Here is a 17,892-nt window from a genome sequence, read left to right as displayed (position 1 = left end):
GAAGCCGCCTATCCAATTCGAGGCGGCTTTTTTATTTCACTGCGATTTCCAATCTTGATAAGTCGATGTTTTTAGCTATCGTCTTAAGTCTGCTGATCACGTTCTCCCAGGACAAACCGACGTCACCATGCAGCCAAATCGATATTAAGAACAGTTTTATCACCTGGGGTCACGGGAAAGCGAGCCATCCGAGAAAAATCGTGGCAATAATAATTCATTCGTCATACAACGCGCTTACCTCTGATTCATTTGACATGAATGGAATCTTAGATGAGTACAGACGGATAAACGTATCTCCCCACTATATCATTGACCGAAGTGGGGTGATTTACAGGTTGGTTTCTGATCAAGAAATTGCTTATCACGCGGGCAAGAGTCGACTGCCCGATGGAACCTCTGACGTGAACAAAGTTTCTATCGGAATAGAAATAATTAACTCCAAAAACAGTTCGCCCGCGGAGGAGCAATACAATTCCCTTGCGAATCTTGTCAGGTGTTTGGAGAAAGAATATCGGATAAGATATGTGCTAGGCCACAGCACTATAGCTCCAGGTAGGAAGACGGACCCGTGGAATTTCGACTGGAAAAAATTTGGTGAGTTGCTGAAATGACCCTACAGGAGTTCCAATTCATCACTCCATCGGTTTATTAACCTGCTATTCCATCATTCCACTTGATCCCCTTTTGTGTAAATTCATCAAAGAGATTCTCATTACCCACAAACTGAATGGCGGTCCATCCCAATTTTTTTGCGGCCGAAACATATTCTGAAATATCATCGACATAAAAGTGTTCCCGAGGCGCCTTTTGCGTAAACGCTTCAACGACCCTGTAAATTTTTTCTTCCGGCTTCACAGCACCCACCTCGTGGGACAAGACCATCTTGTCAAAATACCTGATGAACCCATAGTTTTCCCATCCATGTTCCTTATGAATAGCATTTGTATTTGACAAAAGTATCAGGCGGTAATTCTTTTTCAGTATCGGCAAAACCGCGGCAAGCCTCTCATTAACTTCAAATATCTTCGAATAAATCTCGTAGAATGTTTCTTTGCTCACCTTATGTTCGAGAACGTCGAGCATGATTTCGGTAAACTGCTCGACCGTGTATTCTCCACGCTCGAATTTTCTGTGGACGTCGTAATTGTTTTTATAGTAATCTGCAAATTTCGATCCCAGACCGTTTTCAATTTGGTCAAAACCTCTGATGACTTTATCGTAGTCGAAGGGTAAAAGAACATTCCCTAAGTCGAAAACTATTACGGAATATTTTTGCATGTTTTTACTTCACGAATTCTTCCTGGTAACGATGTAAATAATGGGGAATTCCCCGCACGGACCTCAATCCATGCAATAATTTAACTCTAAGCTAAAATAAGTAATTCCCGGAAAAGACTCTAATGCTGAGCCGACCGTGACTTGTCTGACCCGGCTGTAAATATCTCTGGAGACTTCTGTCCCCACTGAAAGGGAATGCATGATTTTCAAATTCAGCAGCGCCATGATACGTGCGCCATCTCCATAGAGTAGCGAGTACTTTCCGATTCCCGGGAGGTCTTCTTCCACTTCATAGAAAGCCGAGTTATACGAGCCGGTGCTGTAAAAGCAAATTCTTGAATTGATTGAAAAACTTTTGATTGTTGATGCAGCGTCCAACAGGAACAGTTCGCCGGTTTCACCGGAAGAAAGAAAATTTTTCTCGAATCTAGCCCGGATCGAAAATGCTGAAGAGAAATTGTGTCTGAGATCGACTCTGAAATTCTGCTTGTAGCCGGCAAGCGTCGACTGCGCCGTCGGAAACTCTGATTCCGGGACGTAAAAATCTTCTTTTGTCTTATACCTGTATCGGAGGTAAATATCGGTGGCCGTGCCGTCAAACAACTTCTCCCCGTATACCGGATCCTCCACATGGTTCATACTAACACGGGAGTCGATGAAAATCTCTTCGCCATTTCGATCCGGGCCGCCCGATATTGAAGCGATAATGAAACGATCATAATAAAAGCCCAATTCTGCAATTTTCTCCGGATGAAACGTCGCGCCGAAATAGATTCCTTGTTCCGGCAGGGTCGGGAAACTTTCAGAGAGCACACCGGAATAATTAGGAATTTTCTGCGATCTGAGGTTACGCACCCCGACTGCGAACTGTGCCACCTTGTAATCAAGGTCCGCGTTCGCTGAAACCGAAACCACTTTATCGATCAGCATTTCACCCGAGAAAGCTCCTCCTTCCGATTGTGTACGCATGAAGATATCTTCGAGAAATCTGTGCTGCAGATAATAATTCGCAAAAGGTCTGTCGTAAGAGAAATAAACCGCCGATGCTCCGCAGTCGACGCCGGGGGAATCAAACCGCAGAATTCCGCCGCCAATTTTTTCCACGAGACTCGCGTAGCCGGTCGATAAATCGGAGCCCGAGTAATCGACCGATGTCACTTCTCCGAAGGGGTCTATGTGGACATTGAGGTTGTTTTCTGATGCGAATCCCGTGAACTCAAAGTCATTAATTGGAATTGCGAATGCTGCCCCTCTGAGAAAACCGCTCTTGGAAAGCGACCGATCGGGTCTTAGCGAATACGCTCGTCTGCTGAAGAGCGGCGAAATCGGTCCGGCAGACTTCGATATATTGCCGGGAGCGGAGAACAGCATACCGTTGCCAAGACTGATGTTGTAGTCTCCAAGATTTATCGTGGAGAAAATCGAGATGTCCCTTATCGACAGTGAGAGCGAGTAAAAATTTAAATAGTTGTTTTGACCGGGATCTTTGTCGGAAATCGCATCTAATTCAGCGTTATGATAATCGAGAGAAAATTTCTGAAAATTTCTTATCCCTTCATCATGGTACGAGGTTCGGTAAAGCGAAACTTTTTGAGGCGAATAGCTTGCGTATGAAAGGAGATTTAGTGAAAGATTGTCATTATGTCTCGACTGTAAGCCGGACAGTTGAAATCCAGCCGGCGAAGTTTCTGTGCGGGTTTTCAGTGACAGTATTAGTTCCGGGGTTGCTCCACCAAGAGTTGAAAGCTCGTCGATGTCCCGGATGAGTTTCACCTTGTTGCGGTATGTGATGATCGACGAAGCAAAGATAGTAGTCATCCCCGGAATCGAAAGGAGTTCTTCCGGTGAGGCCGAGTTTAAGTTTATTTTTTCGAATACTCCAGAAATGTCGTCCGAGTAACTCGCAAGAGATTCTAAGATATTTTCCTTTGCGGTTTCATTTTCTCCGGACGTCGTATCTGAGGAAAAGGTTTGTGCATGAACCGAGTTATGGTTCAATATGAGCACGATGGCGAGAATTAGAGTCCTGAGAAATTTTAAATATCGAATTTTCCTAGTGTTTCTCACTGCCCCCTAAAAATTATTTATCGCGCTCAATTATTCTGGATAAGGTGTGCGTGATGCCAGGCGGCAACCACAGATATTTTCTTGTACAGAATAATGGGCGGCAAACATTGAATTACAAATGTCCAATAAAGAATTTCCTGACAGGAATCCGGAACAGGATTGGGAATCTACAGTATGAGGTTCTATCACCTTCTTCTCACTTCTTCGCGATAATCATCGACCTTTTCAAACTCCGTCTTTCCATCATGGGAAAAGTTAAATGAAAGACCAAAAGACTGGGTGACACCGAGGACTTGATGGAAAGCCGCTCCGTATTCCAATTCAAACGACAGGAATTTCACGGCAATTCCCGTATTGAATGAGCTGGTTCCGCTGGCCGATCCTCCCCTAACGGTGACAAATTTTATTGGTGAGTATTCGGCAGCAATCCTTACGGATGAAGGGAATCCAAGCTCTTTGAAGTATTCTAAACCAACGTTCAATTCATCGGACACGAATGCGATTCCGCCAGAAAGAGTTTGCGGGAGCCTGTCGTTTGAAAGTGTCGCTGAAGCAGAATTTAGATTTGTCACACTGAATCCCAGCGAGAAATTTCTCGACAAAAACATTTTTGCCCCCGCATCGATACTGATGGATAAATCGGTACCGTAGTCTTTTATATAAAGGTGATTCGCATTTATGTTTCCGCCTAGGAAGAAAAAATCATACAGCGGTACGGATAAATTGAGTGTAAAAATATTTTCACGGTAGAGGTCGAATCCGAAAGTTTGGGCAGCGCCGCTGAAATCCATCCCTTCAAAATTATTGCGGTAAGCGATCCCCGTCGATTTGATTTCCGGAATACCTAAGACGGAAGGAATGAAAAAAACGCTTAGCTCTTTTATGTCCGCGGCGTGTGCCGGGTTGTAATAAAATGACCACGGGTCTTCGCCGAAGGAGCATAGAGTCCCGGCTGTGCCGATTGAGCGTGTTCCAGCATATCGTCGTTCAAAACCGGCAAATGAATCGTGAAACGATAGAACAACGATCAGCGAGAAAGCAATAAGGGGGAAACAACATCCTTTTATTATTTCGACATCATGCCGAGGCACATAACCTACCTCCCTCACAACAACTCCTGCTGTTTTTCGCTTGTTGTTTCGGAATATAACTTCGGAACCAGTATAGACAGCCCGGCTGCCCTACGGTGACAGAATATTTATAGTATAATTCAGTTCAAATATTTTGAGTAGGTAGATTGATGTGCCTGGTCGGCGATCGATAACTTTTGGAGGATTGCCTTGTCGGGGTAATCTTTCAAAGCGTCGGCGATTTCGAGGTACTTTGCATCGAAGAAGGCCTTGACGAAAGCGCTGCGGGTCCCTGACTGGATAACTAAATCAGCCATCTTGTCCAACGCTCTGGCGACTGTTGCCTGCGCCGAATCTTTTTGAGTCGAGAGAAGATCGATGCCGTTGTACTCGTAATCGTAGAATGCTTTTCTGAAAGTCTCATATTGCCCGGACAGCGCATCATTGACGACTGCATACCTTGAGTAAGTACCCGATCCCCCGGGCGTCCATCCCTGCGAATAATCGCTGTTCTGTGCTTGTGCCACGATGTTCGATGCACGCTGGAAAAATTTCGACCCTCCTAACGGATCGTAAGAATCGTAATCGAAGCCGAGAACCACAAACATGTAATAATCTATGAATCCTGCCATCGGGTCGAAGTGGAACTCATCATGGCGCATGGGCTGGTCTTTCTGATAGACAAATTGCCACGAGTTATCTATGACACGTACCATCGGGGAAACATTGGTCGACCTGTAAATCGGGCGCTGACTCGCAACAAAAGCCTGCGCGGTGTAGACTTTTCCGGTTGTAGAGGTTGGAGTCGAGATGGACATCAGATAAATCGTCAGAGTGACTTTAATCTTCGGTCCCTTGAATTCCTCACCCGTCCATCTGTAGCTATTGATGTAGTTTTGAATAGCTGTTCCGAGATTTTGGATGTCAACACGGTCGGAGGGATTCATCGCATCCGCATTCAGTGTAACTGTGCAATCTATTTCCTGCGCCATCGCAGTGGACATAAGCGCAAAAAAAACGAGTAAAACCGTCCGCTTCATAGGATCATTCTCCATTTGCAATTTAACTTCATAAGGAATCGAATACAAATCCATTGGTACTAAACCAGTTTGTCGCCCCACTCCCCGGGTGGATCGCAGTCTCAAAACCGGACGCCGAAAAATCTCCGGCATAACCATGATGTAAAACACATCAATAACATCCGTTGCCGGTTAGGAACAATGCATAATAAATTTCAGGGCTGTGATGGAAATCCCTTGCCAATGACGACAAGAAGTTTTAGCTTATTACTCAACAGAGATTGAGAAGCTGAGTCTAAACAAATCTTAAAACAAACGAAGGAGGAACTTCTGATGTTGAAAAACTTAACCCGTGTTACACTGGTGTTGATGTTAGCGGTGCTTGTGGCAAGCTGTTCGAAAAGCAGCACATCGAGCAATAATACACCGCCTACGCTTACCGCACCGACTTTTGCCGGCCCGAGCTCGACGTCACCGACTGCAGACACAAGCTTCGGGGCACAGACCGCTGTCAGCGTCGCGGGTCTTTTCAATGCGACGTCTGCTTCATATTTGGGATTTATGACAGGAACGAGCACGCAAAACAACGGTACGTGGACATGGACGGCGACCAACAATGGAACGACGGCGACTTGGACTGCCACCGCAGGATCAAGCGGTTACGATTGGAAGCTTGTTGTCAGTGGCACCTGGAGCTCAAATGGTACAAACGTCACCGTGAGTAACTGGACCGCAATAAGCGGACATGAAAGCAGCGACGGTAAGAATGGCAACTGGACAGCTTATTTTCCAGGAACCACGCTGGTCGAGTTCACAATTACCTGGACGACGGACGCCGGTGGAAATATGAGCGGAACGATTGTCCTCAATGACGACACAGGTGCGCAACAAGGAAAATATGTTTTCACGGACAATAAGGATAAAAGCGGCGAGTTAGTAGTTTACACAGGCACGGTGGAGACCGCGGACATAGTGTGGCTATCCAACGGGTCGGGACATTACACGGAGTGGGACGATACTGGTACTAACGTTATTGCCACGGGAACGTGGTCGTAAGCAAATAATTTTGTGTCGTCAAAAAGCCCGATCACATTTTACGTGAACGGGCTTTTTATTACTGCAGATTAAGACGAGAAATTATTTATTTCTTCGGATCCAATTTCTTCCCGAGAAATGGAGCGAGCAAATCTATCGGCACGGGGAAAATCGTGGTTGAATTGTTTTCCGTTGCAATCTCTCGTAAAGTTTGGAGGTAACGAAGCGTCAGTGCACTCGGCTGATCGCTCAGGATTTTTGCGGCATCCGCCAGACGCTGTGAAGCCTGGAATTCGCCTTCTGCCGCAATGACTTTCGAGCGCCTCTCGCGCTCCGCTTCGGCTTGTTTCGCCATCGCCCGCTGCATCTCCTGCGGCAGGTCGATTTGTTTGACTTCGACATTCGATACTTTTATTCCCCACGGCTCAGTGTGGCTGTCGATAATTCCCTGTAGCTCCTTGTTTATCTTGTCGCGCTGCGACAGCAGATCGTCGAGTTCCGACTGACCGAGGATGCTGCGCAGAGTTGTCTGCGACATCTGGCTCGTGGCGAACAGATAATCTTCCACCTCGACAATTGCTTTCTTTGCGTCGATCACTCTGAAATAAATTACGGCGCTGACTTTTATGGAAACGTTGTCGCGCGTAATGATATCCTGCGGCGGAACATCTAAGGCGATGGTTCTTAAACTCACGCGTACCATCTTATCGATTATCGGTATGAGAATGATCAAGCCCGGTCCTTTCGATCCCAGAAGCCTCCCGAGTCTAAAAATCACTGCGCGCTCGTATTCTCTCAAAATTTTGATTGCACTCACTGCGAGGAAAAACAAGAAAATTGCAACTATTATTACAATGGTTAACAGGGAACTTGACTCCATACAACCCTCTACTTTTTTGGTTTAACTTTTAAGATCCAGCTTGAAAATGATTCGACTTCAACTTTCTCACCAGCTTTCAGCTTTTCGTCGGAAGAGGCTTTCCATATTTCTCCGTGAACGAGAACCTGGCCGACTGTTCCGGGTCTGATCTCCGAGATAACTGCTCCTTCCTCGCCGATCATTCCTTCGATGCCCGTTGCAGATTTCTTCCGTTGGGCTTTTAAACCGAGACCGATTATTCCAAGGAAGAAGGCTGCAGCTACGATGACTGTAGTTACTATAACGCTTAGCGAAACGCTTGCGACTTCAAACGGCGAGCTGATCAACATCACCGAACCAAGAAATAATGAGATGATTCCTCCGATAGCAAGGAGACCATGGCTCATCACTTTGACCTCGGCAATGAAAAGAATGATCGCCAGGACTATCAATGCGAGGCCGGCATAATTTATAGGCAACGTCTGAAAAGAATAGAACGCGAGTATGAGGGAAATTGCGCCGACGACACCGGGTAATATGGCGCCCGGATTGAAAAGCTCGAACATAATTCCGAAAACGCCGATCATCATGAGAATATAAGTGATATTCGGGTCGCTTATCGTTCCCAGGAATTTCTCGCGCCAATTCATAGGCACAAATTCCACTTGCGCATCCGCAGTTTCCAGTTTAATTGAGCCTTCACTCGTCTCGACCATTTTCCCATCGATTCCTTTCAAGAGGCTGTCCAAGTTTGGCGAAATCAAATCGATAACTTTCTGCTTGAGAGCTTCCGATTCTGAATTCGATATGCTGCGGCGGACCGCGCGTTCAGCCCACGTTACGTTTCTATGCCGCTTCTGCGCGATTGCCCTGACAAACGCCGCTGCGTCATTCGTCACTTTCTCCGACATCACGGAGGATGTGTCCTCCGCTCCCGCACCAACAGGATGCGCTGCACCTATGTTGGTGCCCGGCGCCATGGCAGCGATATTTGCGGAAAGGGTAATGAAAACACCAGCAGAGCCCGCTCGTGCACCGCTCGGCGCAACGTAGACAATTACAGGAACGGACGAACCGAGAATCCCCTGAACGATTTTTCTTGTAGCTTCGAGCAATCCGCCGGGGGTATCCATTTCAATCACCAACGCACTAACATGTTCAGCTTCAGCCTTCGAGATGGAGTTGATTATATATTCTGCCGTAGCAGGATTAATCGTTCGATCGACGCGTATCAGTAAAATTTTCCTGCTGCCATAAGCACTGCAGAAGAAAAAAAATATCAGACACGCTGCCAGTGTCATTTTCACGATAGTATCTTAACAAACGGCGCCTCAATTATCAACCGTAGATTGAGAAATGCCGGGGAATAATCTCAGGAATATTAGTTAAATTAGGTGCGAAATGAAGCAATTCCCCACGGTCGAGTTAGAAAGAATGTTCTTACGGGAGGGCGTGGAATATGTTGCGGGCGTCGATGAAGCCGGAAGGGGACCTGTAGCAGGACCAGTAACAGCAGCTGCCGTAATTTTTCATAGGACCCGGATCGAAAATTTGTCCGGAGAGATTGTCGGAAGCGTTTGCGATTCCAAACAAATTCCGGAGAGACAACGCGGAGCCGTAGCGGCAATAATCAAAGACAGCGCACTTGACTTCTCGGTGGCTCATATCACTAATGGAACAATCGATTCGATAAACATTTTAAATGCGACGCGGCTTGCAGTATTAAGAGCAATCGAGTCGCTGAAGATCAAGCCGCAAGTTGTTCTGATCGACGGAAAATTCTTGAACCTAAGAAATTTCACATGCGTCTCCATTATCAAGGGTGATCGGGATGTTTTTTCAATCGCTGCGGCGTCTATCCTCGCAAAGACTTCACGAGATGCGTTGATGTACGGCTATTCAGAGGATTTTCCCGGCTATTTCTTTGATAAAAATAAAGGATACCTGACTGCCGAGCATCTGCAAGCGATTCGCGAGCGTGGGTTTTCACCGATACACCGCAGAAGTTTTTCTATTGCCCTTTAAGAAAACGATGTCGAATAAACTTGTGGGTGCAAGGGGGGAGAATCTTGCGGCAGAGTTCCTGAGCCGTCATGGATTCGAGATAGTCGAAAGAAATTTCAGATACGGCCACGGTGAAATCGATATCATCGTAAGGAGGGGAAAGCTCATTTCGTTCTGTGAAGTCAAAACAAGAACGGGCGATACTTATGGAACCGGGGAAGAGGCCGTGAATTCGGAGAAACAGGATCAGATACGCAAAGTGGCCGAAGGGTATATTGCGGAACGAAACCTTGAGGACTATGAGTTCAGATTTGATGTTGTGGTTGTGGAGATTAGACGAAGTGAGACCAGGATTCGAGTAATAGAGAATGCGTTCTAAAATAAAAAATCCCGCAAAGGTTATGCCTTTGCGGGATTGGTGGTGCTTATCCATCTCTCGTTTTACTTGAGAAATACCATTTTCATCGTGTTGGTGTAATCTTTTGCAGCTAACCTGTAAAAATACACTCCGCTGGCAACTGGAGTTCCTGCACCATTCGCACCGTTCCATGTTATCTGGTACGTGCCCGGAACGTAGTTGTCGTTACTCAATACCTTGACTAGCTGTCCTATCGAATTGTAAACCGAGACGTTGACCATCCCTGTCTTGGGGACCGAGAAATTTATTGTGGTCGTCGGGTTAAACGGGTTTGGGTAATTTTGTTCCAGAGCGTAAGATCGTGGCCTATTGTCGCTTACAACTTTCACTCCGGTGAGCTGACCGAGCGCTCTTTGTAACAATGCAAAAGTATATTTTGCGTTGTGAACGCCATGGCTTCCATCTTTAATAACCAGCAGGTAATCCCAATATGCGCCCAATTGATTCTGCGTGAGAGCTTTGGCACCACTTGAGCTAATGGTTCCATTGACCAATGAGTCAGGAAGTATGGAGGCGAGCTTGCTCAGCAGAGAATCCACTTCGGTCTGAACTCCTGGAATCGGTCCGCCGTTGGCGATGCCGGCATAGTCATAAGGAGCGGGAATCTGATCAAAATCTGTGATCGGTCCGTGGCAGGACTGGCACGCTGTTGTATTGTCGACTTGATTGCCCGTGCTGTCTGGTCCGCTCATTTTCCATGTGTGGCCGCCCAGCAGGTTTTTCGCTTTCGCATCAAGCGTGTCGGTTGCCATATGACATGTTACGCACGCGTCGGCAAGTTGTGCATGCGTGTTAAGACCCGTAATCGTGTTGTCGCCGAACTGATATCCGTTCTGACCGAAGAACAGATCGGTTTGTGGTCCCTCGTGTGGTCCATAGTGAGAAGACCAGCCTTTTGCGACCGCCACGGTGGCGCTCGAGCGAGATCTATGGCAATTCATGCAAAGCTGTCCAACTCCGCCTTCGGTTATTTCAAATCCGTTCGTCAACGTGTCGGCAGTGACTTTTCTAAGCTGGTACGGTTTCGATGCATCGTGAGGATCGTGGCACCCGGCGCATGTCAATGGGAGCGGGCTGTACATCGATTGAAGAGAATTTCCCAGAGCGTAGTCTGCAAACCCTCCACCGTTATGACATTGCCCGCATGTTGATGAGCCGCTGTTTACGAGAGATTCTTCGGCTTGTATCGCAGCCATTCCGCTGTCGTGCGGGCTGTTCATCCACATTCTTCCTTCGATCTCATTCGGAGGTGAGTCGTGGCACTGCAAACATACCGAAGAGCCGAGGGACACCGATATTTTCGTCGGATCGCCCTCGTGCTGATCGCCAGGGCCATGACAGCTCTCGCACCCGATGGTTCCTAACTGTGCGAGTGCAGGAGAGGTGCGGAACAGATGAGCGAAGTTGCTGTCGTTAAGTACGGTTGGGAATGTCCATCCAACCCGATTCTTGATGTCCGCAAAGTTTCCATTCGCGGCGTTGGGATTGTAGCCGGTGGTGTGGCACTTCATGCAGGATGAGCCATAATGTGAACTGACGTGACCATTGATCCCATTCTTAAACATGCCCGCGTGCTCGGTCTGCGACCAATGAGGAGCATCAGCCGTCCTGTCCGTTGACGGGCTGAGAAACTCATGGCAGTATGCGCACTGCGGGAAATTAGCAAACTTAGTATCAGCACTCATGGTGTCATTTGTCGCAATGCCCATCGTGCCGACACCCACATAATTTGCAGAAGTAATTACAGTGGAAGCGCTTGCTGATCCGCCTTGAGTGGTTATTGAAAGATGAACTGTATACTGTCCGGTCGTATCAACGGTAATGGTGGTGAATGGGGCACTTGCGCTGTCTATCTGCGCTTGGCTGCCTTGTGGATCAACAACCGACCATGTTACCGACTGGATTGTGCCTCCTGCCGAATCGATCGCCTGCAGGTAGACGATTGTCTTCTCTCCGACAGTATTCAAGCCTGTCGTGGCATACATCGAGCTTCCTTTGGAGCCATAAACCTGCGTCAGGGTATAAGGTGTCATGCCGACAACCTGGATGCCCGGCTTCGGTGCGGATGCCTGAGGAAAAGCCAACCCAACTGTGAGGAATAATACCGACAAACTGATAGAAATCATTTTCCTCATAGCTTAATTCTCCTTTTTTATGCTATTTGTATTGATACGGAATTTTCAAAAATCGTCAAGCGTTAGTGGGGCAAGAATAGTGCCAATTGTCAACGCTGAAGGAGTTGAAAAATCGCCGAAAAAAGAAGTACACCAACTAGTTCCTCGTTGAATAATTCAACAGAGAGAAGGACATCTACCCCTTTTTGGGCATTTTAGGACAGGAGACAAGCCTATCCATCAGATATCACTCGGCGAAGTCATGCCTGGCTGAAAGTTGGTACGCACGAAGTTCACGAGACAATTGAGAACCACTGGAGCGCGCATGAGTTAAAATGATTGAGAGTGCGAAGGCCGAGAATAAGCCGCGAATGTCGCGATAAGAGGCTGGACTTGGTTCTTGACCTGTAGTCCCCAGACTTTTCCGAAAAGAAAAAAGGCGGAACAAAAACCTTCCGTTCCGCCGTAAGATATCCTTTAGTTTGATTCTTAGTATAAGAACATCGGCTTGTTGAGAATGTGAGCGACTTTTGGCTTATAGGATTCCGCATCATAAAGTTCGCCAACGTCAACTCGCTTCAAGCCTTCTGTGATGTTACTGAGAGGTATGTGTGTATATTTGCCTTCTCTTAAGGCAACCATTCTACCCAATTCTTTTCTTATTACCAGATCTGTCGCCAAGTTCGCATAACTTATAGCAACCATTCTGTCCAACGCGTCGGGTTCGCCGCTACGCATGAGGTAAGCCACCTGTTGGTAAATAATATCTGAACCGGTTATCTGTTTGAGCGCATCACCCGTAATTTGCCCGATGCCTCCGAGTTTTTTGTGCCCATATGCATCCGCCTCACCATATTCGATAATTTTGCCGGCAGTCATTTGAGCGCCTTCTGAGATGGTCATGATCGCGTAGTCGCTCGGATTCCTTTTCTTATCATCGAGAAGGAGTTTTGCTAACTTCTCAGGATCGAATGGCACTTCGGAGATAATTGCTCTATCGACACCGGCTAAGTACGCAGAAATCAATGATGTCTCACCGGAATTTCTTCCGAAAAGCTCGACGACAGCAATACGCTCATGCGAGCCTGCGGGTGTTCGCAGCGCCGTTATGAAATTTACGCTTCGAGTCACCGCGGTTGAAAAACCGATGCAATAGTCAGTTCCATACACGTCGTTGTCCATAGTTTTGGGAATCGCCACAACAGGGAAACCTTCTTTATGAAGTCGGACTCCGAAACTCAGTGTGTCGTCTCCACCGATCGGAAGAAGAGCGTCAATCTTCAACTTTTCGAGAACCTTCAGCACGTGAGGTGTGAAATCGAGAGGAGGGTCATCTTTCTTTGCGGGACTCTTGGGATCTTTGAGAAATTCAGGAACATCTTTCGGTTTTACTTTACCCGGATTTGTTCTCGAGGTATGAAGAAATGTTCCGCCGGACCGGTCAACTGTCCGAGTGTTCTGTTTGTTAAGCGAAATAATCCATTCATTATTATCTTTTGAATCCAAATTGTAATATAACAATCCAGCCCAGCCGCGTCTTATTCCGAAAATTTCAACACCTGCATCTTCGGCTCGATAGACCGCCGCCTTGATACAGGGATTTAAACCCGGGACATCACCGCCGCCGGTTAGAATTCCGATTCGCATACACTGACTCCTTTTAATTAATTTTTCGAACTAAAATTTATTAACTCGCTGAGAAAATTGAAAGATGCGGTTATTTACCTGACATTCAAGATCACTTTTCTTTTGTATTCGGAGTGAAACAATGAAGATGAGATCAGGAAATCTGCGGAAGCCTTGTTGCATGCTACGGGTATGTTCCACAGCACCGCTATACGCAGCAAGGCTTTCACATCGGGATCATGAGGCTGGGGCTCGAGCGGGTCCCAAAAGAAAATCAGAATATCGATCTTGCCCTCGGCGATTCTAGCGCCGATTTCCTGATCGCCGCCGACCGGACCGCTGAGCATTCTCTTTATTTTCATGCCGGTCGCATCCGAGACCATTTTGCCCGATGTGCCGGTCGCAAAAAGTTCGTGCTGCTTCAATATGTCCTTGTTATATTCCGCCCATTCCAGCAATTCTTTTTTCTTGTTATCATGGGCCACAAGGGCAATCCTTTTCTTAGGATACATCTTGATCTCATGGTTGTTCATCGATCGCACCTAAGCTTTTAAAAATTCGGAAAAATCGAGTTTCTTTTTTTGATATGGTTCTTCCTGTAAAATAAAGACTCTGTCTTTACCGTTCCACTATCCCGCTTTAAAAAGATTGCTGCAGCTGATAATTCCATTTGGTCGTTGCCGTCGTAGTGTAATCCGCGTCCTTAATGGCGACTCAACACCAATTAACTTCTAAATTCCTCGGTTATATCTCTTTTCTCGGATATGGAGAATATCTTGAATGTATTTACGGGCAACGTGGGATTCGGTTCTAATTTTATCAGAATTTTGTTTTTCCACATCAAACTCATTATATGGCTTGGCTTGCCTTCTTTCAAATAAGATGCGATGTACGGACTTACGGCAAGCTTGATCCTGCGGCCGCGGCCTTCGGATTTAAATCTTCCCAGCCAGGCGGATATCTCCGTAAGAATCGTTGCCCTGCTTTGGACTATGCCGGTTCCCGCGCATACCGGACACGTCTCGCTAAATGATTGCATAATGCTCTGGCGGATTCTTTGTCTCGTAATTTGGACCAGTCCGAACTCCGTCATTGGAAGAACAGTTGCCTTTGCCCTGTCATGACGGAACTCTCTCCTGAGTTCGTCATAGACCTTTCTCTTATTTCGCTCCTCCTCCAGATCGATAAAGTCGACCACGATTATTCCTCCGATGTCGCGCAGTCTGAGTTGCCTTATGATCTCGCGTGAGGCTTCAAGATTTGTACGAAGTGAGTTCTGCTCTTGTTCCTTGTTCGCAGCGTATCGTCCGCTGTTCACATCGATGACAGTCATCGCCTCGGTTGTATCTATGACAAGATATCCGCCTGATTTCAATGCGACTCGTCTTCCGAGTGACTCCTGCATATCTTTGGCAACCCCAAAGACATCAAAGATAGGCGTCCTGCCGCGATAGAATTCGATTTTATCGGCTAGTGTAGGGGAAAACCACTTTACGTAAGTAGTGATCTCCTTGTAGAGTCGGCGCGAATCAGTCACGACTCTCTGAACTTCATTGTTGAAGAGGTCCCTGATGACGCTTGAAACGGTGGACAAATCTTTGTAGAGCAATACCGGTGGTTGATCGGTCTTTACACTCTTCTCGATCTCACGCCAGGTTTTTATGAGTTGTTCTAGATCGTTTTTTAGAAGTTCCTCGTCTTTCCCCTCCGCCACCGTTCTTATAATGAGACCGAAGCCTTCAGGAAGCATACTTCTTACAATTCTCTTGAGTCTCTTTTTTTCCTTAAAGTTGTAAAGCTTCTTTGACGCACCTATCCGTCCATCAAATGGAAGAAGCACCAAATATCTTCCCGGGAGGGAAACCTTGCTCGTCACGCGGACGCCCTTTTTCCCTATGGGCTCCTTTGTAACCTGGACTATGATGCTATGTCCGCGCTCGAGATGTATTTCCCTTTGTGAGGGTCGCTGCGGCCTCTGCATTGTTTGCCCCGAAGGGGTCCGTTCAGGTTGGCGGGAACCATTCTGAGATCCGGATGGCCCGGATGTTGTCGGAACAGCGACACCCTCATCGTCGTCCTCTCCGTCGTCGATTTCAGGTTCTTCGTCGCCTATCAGCGAAGAATATTCGCTTGTATTCGGATCTATGTCCGAAAAATGCAGAAACGCATCTTGCTTTTGACCGATGTCGATAAAAGCCGCCCTGATTCCGGGCATAACCCTGGCGATCCTACCGAGGTGGATATCTCCCACCATCCGTTCTTTTCCGGGCGACTCGACAAAAATTTCCGCGAGCCTGCCGTCCTCTGTAATAGCAATACGGATCTGATCGGCAGTCTCATTAATAATAATCTCCTTTTTCATAATGACCTATCTCTTTAAGCGGAGGGAGGCTGCAGGCCGAATTGCGGCTGGTTTGGTGCCGGCTCAACGGTGTTCTTCCAGAGTAGTGATGTAAACATTTAAGATGGGGATTCTCGTCTTTTCCCGAATGGCTCCATTTGGAGGTTCCATTCTTCTTGAATGTATACCCATCACGGGCAAATGAAAAGAATAGGACAACTAAAGACAAATTATGATTTTCTTTGAATTGGTCCCCGGACGATTCTTCTGGATAATACATTACACTTTTCTCCCCACAGGCAACCTTCCAATGGGGGCTAAAACTCCGGACGCAGTCTCTTACGACTCCAACGGTTTTAAAAAATAATTTTAAAAATTTTTCAGGCACGACACCGTCGTACCGATACGGGAAGGTTTCATTCCCGAAATTTGAATCTGAATAATCTGGAAAAAAGGCGGCAATGAGGCCTAACAGAGTTATAAATTCTATTTTGATTTCCCGTGTTTGGCCGAATGCGCCGTGTTTATTAAACAACTTTGTACCAGTAAGTGAAAAAACTTTTTTAGCCCGCGACTTCCCAGGCTATCGAAAAAATAGATCAGAATTTTTTTTGAGGTCAAGCTTACTGTGTCACACGGTCAATACGCTTACCGTTGCTTCCTTCCGGACCTGGCGGGGTTCGGCAACCTTCCGTTGCACAGGACTTGACCTCAAAGAACTCTATTCAATTTTCAAAGGACAACAATAATCCTCTGACGATCATTGGCAACGAACCAATGAACTTTGAAGCGTGGAGCAGAGGGGAGTCGAACCCCCGACCTCCAGAGTGCGATTCTGGCGCTCTCCCAAACTGAGCTACTGCCCCGATTATGCATTCGCGAACTTGGAGAAAGCTTAAATTCTTCCCAAAATACGCAGATTTAAATTTCTTCAGTTACAATTTAACACGACAGGTGAAGGAGTGCAAATAACGAAAATCTTACTCTCCTAGTCTCTTTTCACTCATCAGGTAATTCTTCACGTAATCCGATACGGCATTTTCGAGACTTGTCAATGGCTTTACAAAACCTGCTTCAAGCAGCTTAGAGATGTCCGCGCAGGTGTGATATTGATATTTCTCTTTTATGGCGTCGGGCATCTCTATATACTCAATCTTTTTAGGTTTACCCAGCGACTTAAAAATCGCAGATGCCAAACCGTTCCATGAATTTGCAGCTCCGCTCCCGATATTAAACAAACCGCCCGCATCGCGATTTTCCAGAAAGAAGAGGGTCATCTCGACTGCATCTTTCACATACAAGAAATCGCGCACCTGTTCGCCGTTTTTGTAATCTTTCCGATAGGATTTGAAGAGCTTTATCTTTCCGGAAGATTTTATTTGCTCGAAACCTTTCAGCACCATGGAGCGCATATCGCCTTTGTGGTACTCGTTAGGACCAAAGACATTGAAATATTTTAATCCCACGATTCTGCCGAACATGTCGTTTTGGGACGCCCATTTGTCAAAAAGTTGCTTTGAATAGCCGTACATGTTGAGCGGTCGAAGCCGATCTATTTTTTTCTCATTGTCGTCGAACCCGCCCGTTCCGTCGCCGTATGTCGCTGCGCTTGAGGCATAGATGAAACGCGCACTCAATTTGTCTGCGGCAATCGCAAGCTGCTTTGTGTATTCAAAATTATTCTGGATAAGGAAGGTCGCGTCTCGCTCCGTCGTCGAGGAGCATGCACCCATGTGTATGATTGCATCGACTTTGTTTTTGCCATGCCGCATGCCCAGTTTGCTGTTCGCGATGAGATCAAGGAAGTCATCCTTCTCTATGTAGTCACGGAATTTTAGTGGAACCAAGTTCCTCCATTTTTCGTCGGTTCCTAAGTTGTCAACGATGATGATATTGTCATTTCCGAGCTGGTTCAATCTCCAGACTATTGCGCTTCCGATGAATCCCGCTCCGCCGGTAACGATTATCATTCAATTCCTTTTCATTTAATATGATCGATAAGTGAAGCGCAAGGAACATTGAGTATAGAATTCAACATTGCTTCTCAAATACTTGGCGCCT

The 17,892-nt window shown here is 46.6% G+C and carries 15 protein-coding genes, 1 tRNA gene and 1 other RNA gene; 4 read left to right on the top strand and 13 right to left on the bottom strand.

The window, feature by feature from the left end; genetic code table 11:
• Positions 1 to 65 precede the first annotated feature (65 nt).
• Positions 66 to 611 carry an N-acetylmuramoyl-L-alanine amidase gene (locus tag VLX91_14635; protein ID HUI31443.1) on the top strand — a complete coding sequence of 182 codons (546 nt, stop codon included), beginning with the start codon at positions 66 to 68 and terminating at the stop codon, positions 609 to 611.
• A 37-nt stretch (positions 612 to 648) separates the two neighbouring features.
• On the opposite strand, the gene VLX91_14630 is transcribed toward VLX91_14635, so the two are convergent.
• From VLX91_14630 to VLX91_14615, 4 genes are all read right to left on the bottom strand, one after another.
• The gene (locus VLX91_14630) at positions 649 to 1,278 is read right to left on the bottom strand and encodes an HAD family phosphatase (GenBank protein HUI31442.1); all 630 of its coding nucleotides are present in this window, start codon (positions 1,276 to 1,278) and stop codon (positions 649 to 651) included.
• Between the two features lie 63 nt (positions 1,279 to 1,341).
• Complete coding sequence (locus tag VLX91_14625) at positions 1,342 to 3,345, bottom strand: helix-hairpin-helix domain-containing protein (protein HUI31441.1); 2,004 nt, start codon at positions 3,343 to 3,345, stop codon at positions 1,342 to 1,344.
• 185 nt (positions 3,346 to 3,530) lie between these two features.
• Positions 3,531 to 4,454, bottom strand: coding sequence for a hypothetical protein (locus VLX91_14620; protein ID HUI31440.1), 924 nt, complete (start codon positions 4,452 to 4,454; stop codon positions 3,531 to 3,533).
• Between the two features lie 101 nt (positions 4,455 to 4,555).
• Complete coding sequence (locus VLX91_14615; protein HUI31439.1) at positions 4,556 to 5,455, bottom strand: DUF4835 family protein; 900 nt, start codon at positions 5,453 to 5,455, stop codon at positions 4,556 to 4,558.
• 312 nt (positions 5,456 to 5,767) lie between these two features.
• Between VLX91_14615 and VLX91_14610 the strand changes: the two genes are divergently transcribed.
• Positions 5,768 to 6,490: a hypothetical protein gene (locus VLX91_14610; protein HUI31438.1), complete on the top strand. Its 723-nt coding sequence runs from the start codon at positions 5,768 to 5,770 to the stop codon at positions 6,488 to 6,490.
• Positions 6,491 to 6,575: 85 nt separating this feature from the next.
• On the opposite strand, the gene VLX91_14605 is transcribed toward VLX91_14610, so the two are convergent.
• Positions 6,576 to 7,349 carry a slipin family protein gene (locus VLX91_14605; GenBank protein HUI31437.1) on the bottom strand — a complete coding sequence of 258 codons (774 nt, stop codon included), beginning with the start codon at positions 7,347 to 7,349 and terminating at the stop codon, positions 6,576 to 6,578.
• An 8-nt stretch (positions 7,350 to 7,357) separates the two neighbouring features.
• A complete protein-coding gene (locus VLX91_14600; protein ID HUI31436.1) occupies positions 7,358 to 8,629 on the bottom strand; it encodes a nodulation protein NfeD in 1,272 nt (423 codons plus the stop codon).
• A gap of 100 nt (positions 8,630 to 8,729) precedes the next feature.
• Here VLX91_14600 and VLX91_14595 point away from each other — a divergent pair, with 100 nt between their 5' ends.
• On the top strand, positions 8,730 to 9,353 hold the full coding sequence (locus tag VLX91_14595) for a ribonuclease HII (GenBank protein ID HUI31435.1): 624 nt from the start codon (positions 8,730 to 8,732) through the stop codon (positions 9,351 to 9,353).
• Between the two features lie 7 nt (positions 9,354 to 9,360).
• Positions 9,361 to 9,711 (top strand): YraN family protein, encoded by a 351-nt coding sequence (locus VLX91_14590; protein ID HUI31434.1) that lies wholly within the window; start codon positions 9,361 to 9,363, stop codon positions 9,709 to 9,711.
• Positions 9,712 to 9,773: 62 nt separating this feature from the next.
• Here VLX91_14590 and VLX91_14585 read toward each other — a convergent pair whose 3' ends face one another.
• The 7 genes from VLX91_14585 to rfaD form a co-directional block, all read right to left on the bottom strand.
• Positions 9,774 to 11,885, bottom strand: coding sequence for a T9SS type A sorting domain-containing protein (locus tag VLX91_14585; protein ID HUI31433.1), 2,112 nt, complete (start codon positions 11,883 to 11,885; stop codon positions 9,774 to 9,776).
• 468 nt (positions 11,886 to 12,353) lie between these two features.
• On the bottom strand, positions 12,354 to 13,511 hold the full coding sequence (locus VLX91_14580) for a 6-phosphofructokinase (protein ID HUI31432.1): 1,158 nt from the start codon (positions 13,509 to 13,511) through the stop codon (positions 12,354 to 12,356).
• A 74-nt stretch (positions 13,512 to 13,585) separates the two neighbouring features.
• Complete coding sequence (locus VLX91_14575; protein HUI31431.1) at positions 13,586 to 14,023, bottom strand: methylglyoxal synthase; 438 nt, start codon at positions 14,021 to 14,023, stop codon at positions 13,586 to 13,588.
• A gap of 191 nt (positions 14,024 to 14,214) precedes the next feature.
• Positions 14,215 to 15,852, bottom strand: coding sequence for an Rne/Rng family ribonuclease (locus VLX91_14570; protein HUI31430.1), 1,638 nt, complete (start codon positions 15,850 to 15,852; stop codon positions 14,215 to 14,217).
• Between the two features lie 591 nt (positions 15,853 to 16,443).
• An RNA gene (gene ffs / locus VLX91_14565) (signal recognition particle sRNA small type) lies at positions 16,444 to 16,542 on the bottom strand.
• Between the two features lie 81 nt (positions 16,543 to 16,623).
• Positions 16,624 to 16,697 (bottom strand) — tRNA-Ala (locus tag VLX91_14560).
• A 114-nt stretch (positions 16,698 to 16,811) separates the two neighbouring features.
• The gene (rfaD, locus tag VLX91_14555; protein ID HUI31429.1) at positions 16,812 to 17,801 is read right to left on the bottom strand and encodes an ADP-glyceromanno-heptose 6-epimerase; all 990 of its coding nucleotides are present in this window, start codon (positions 17,799 to 17,801) and stop codon (positions 16,812 to 16,814) included.
• Positions 17,802 to 17,892 lie beyond the last annotated feature (91 nt).

The organism is Candidatus Acidiferrales bacterium, from assembly GCA_035515795.1.
Lineage (GTDB): Bacteria > Bacteroidota > Ignavibacteria > Kryptoniales > JAKASW01 > JAKASW01.
The sequence above is the reverse complement of the archived record's forward strand: the minus strand, read 5'-3'. Positions and strand labels throughout refer to the sequence as shown.

What these genes read in the sequence shown, in the direction of transcription:
- VLX91_14615 (HUI31439.1), bottom strand. Translation starts at nt 5,455, where the DNA reads ATGAAGCGGACGGTTTTACTCGTTTTTTTTGCGCTTATGTCCACTGCG.
- VLX91_14580 (HUI31432.1), bottom strand. Translation starts at nt 13,511, where the DNA reads ATGCGAATCGGAATTCTAACCGGCGGCGGTGATGTCCCGGGTTTAAAT.
- VLX91_14605 (HUI31437.1), bottom strand. Translation starts at nt 7,349, where the DNA reads ATGGAGTCAAGTTCCCTGTTAACCATTGTAATAATAGTTGCAATTTTC.
- VLX91_14610 (HUI31438.1), top strand. Translation starts at nt 5,768, where the DNA reads ATGTTGAAAAACTTAACCCGTGTTACACTGGTGTTGATGTTAGCGGTG.
- VLX91_14630 (HUI31442.1), bottom strand. Translation starts at nt 1,278, where the DNA reads ATGCAAAAATATTCCGTAATAGTTTTCGACTTAGGGAATGTTCTTTTA.
- VLX91_14590 (HUI31434.1), top strand. Translation starts at nt 9,361, where the DNA reads ATGTCGAATAAACTTGTGGGTGCAAGGGGGGAGAATCTTGCGGCAGAG.
- VLX91_14585 (HUI31433.1), bottom strand. Translation starts at nt 11,885, where the DNA reads ATGAGGAAAATGATTTCTATCAGTTTGTCGGTATTATTCCTCACAGTT.
- VLX91_14635 (HUI31443.1), top strand. Translation starts at nt 66, where the DNA reads ATGTTTTTAGCTATCGTCTTAAGTCTGCTGATCACGTTCTCCCAGGAC.
- VLX91_14570 (HUI31430.1), bottom strand. Translation starts at nt 15,852, where the DNA reads ATGAAAAAGGAGATTATTATTAATGAGACTGCCGATCAGATCCGTATT.
- rfaD (HUI31429.1), bottom strand. Translation starts at nt 17,801, where the DNA reads ATGATAATCGTTACCGGCGGAGCGGGATTCATCGGAAGCGCAATAGTC.
- VLX91_14600 (HUI31436.1), bottom strand. Translation starts at nt 8,629, where the DNA reads ATGACACTGGCAGCGTGTCTGATATTTTTTTTCTTCTGCAGTGCTTAT.
- VLX91_14595 (HUI31435.1), top strand. Translation starts at nt 8,730, where the DNA reads ATGAAGCAATTCCCCACGGTCGAGTTAGAAAGAATGTTCTTACGGGAG.
- VLX91_14575 (HUI31431.1), bottom strand. Translation starts at nt 14,023, where the DNA reads ATGAACAACCATGAGATCAAGATGTATCCTAAGAAAAGGATTGCCCTT.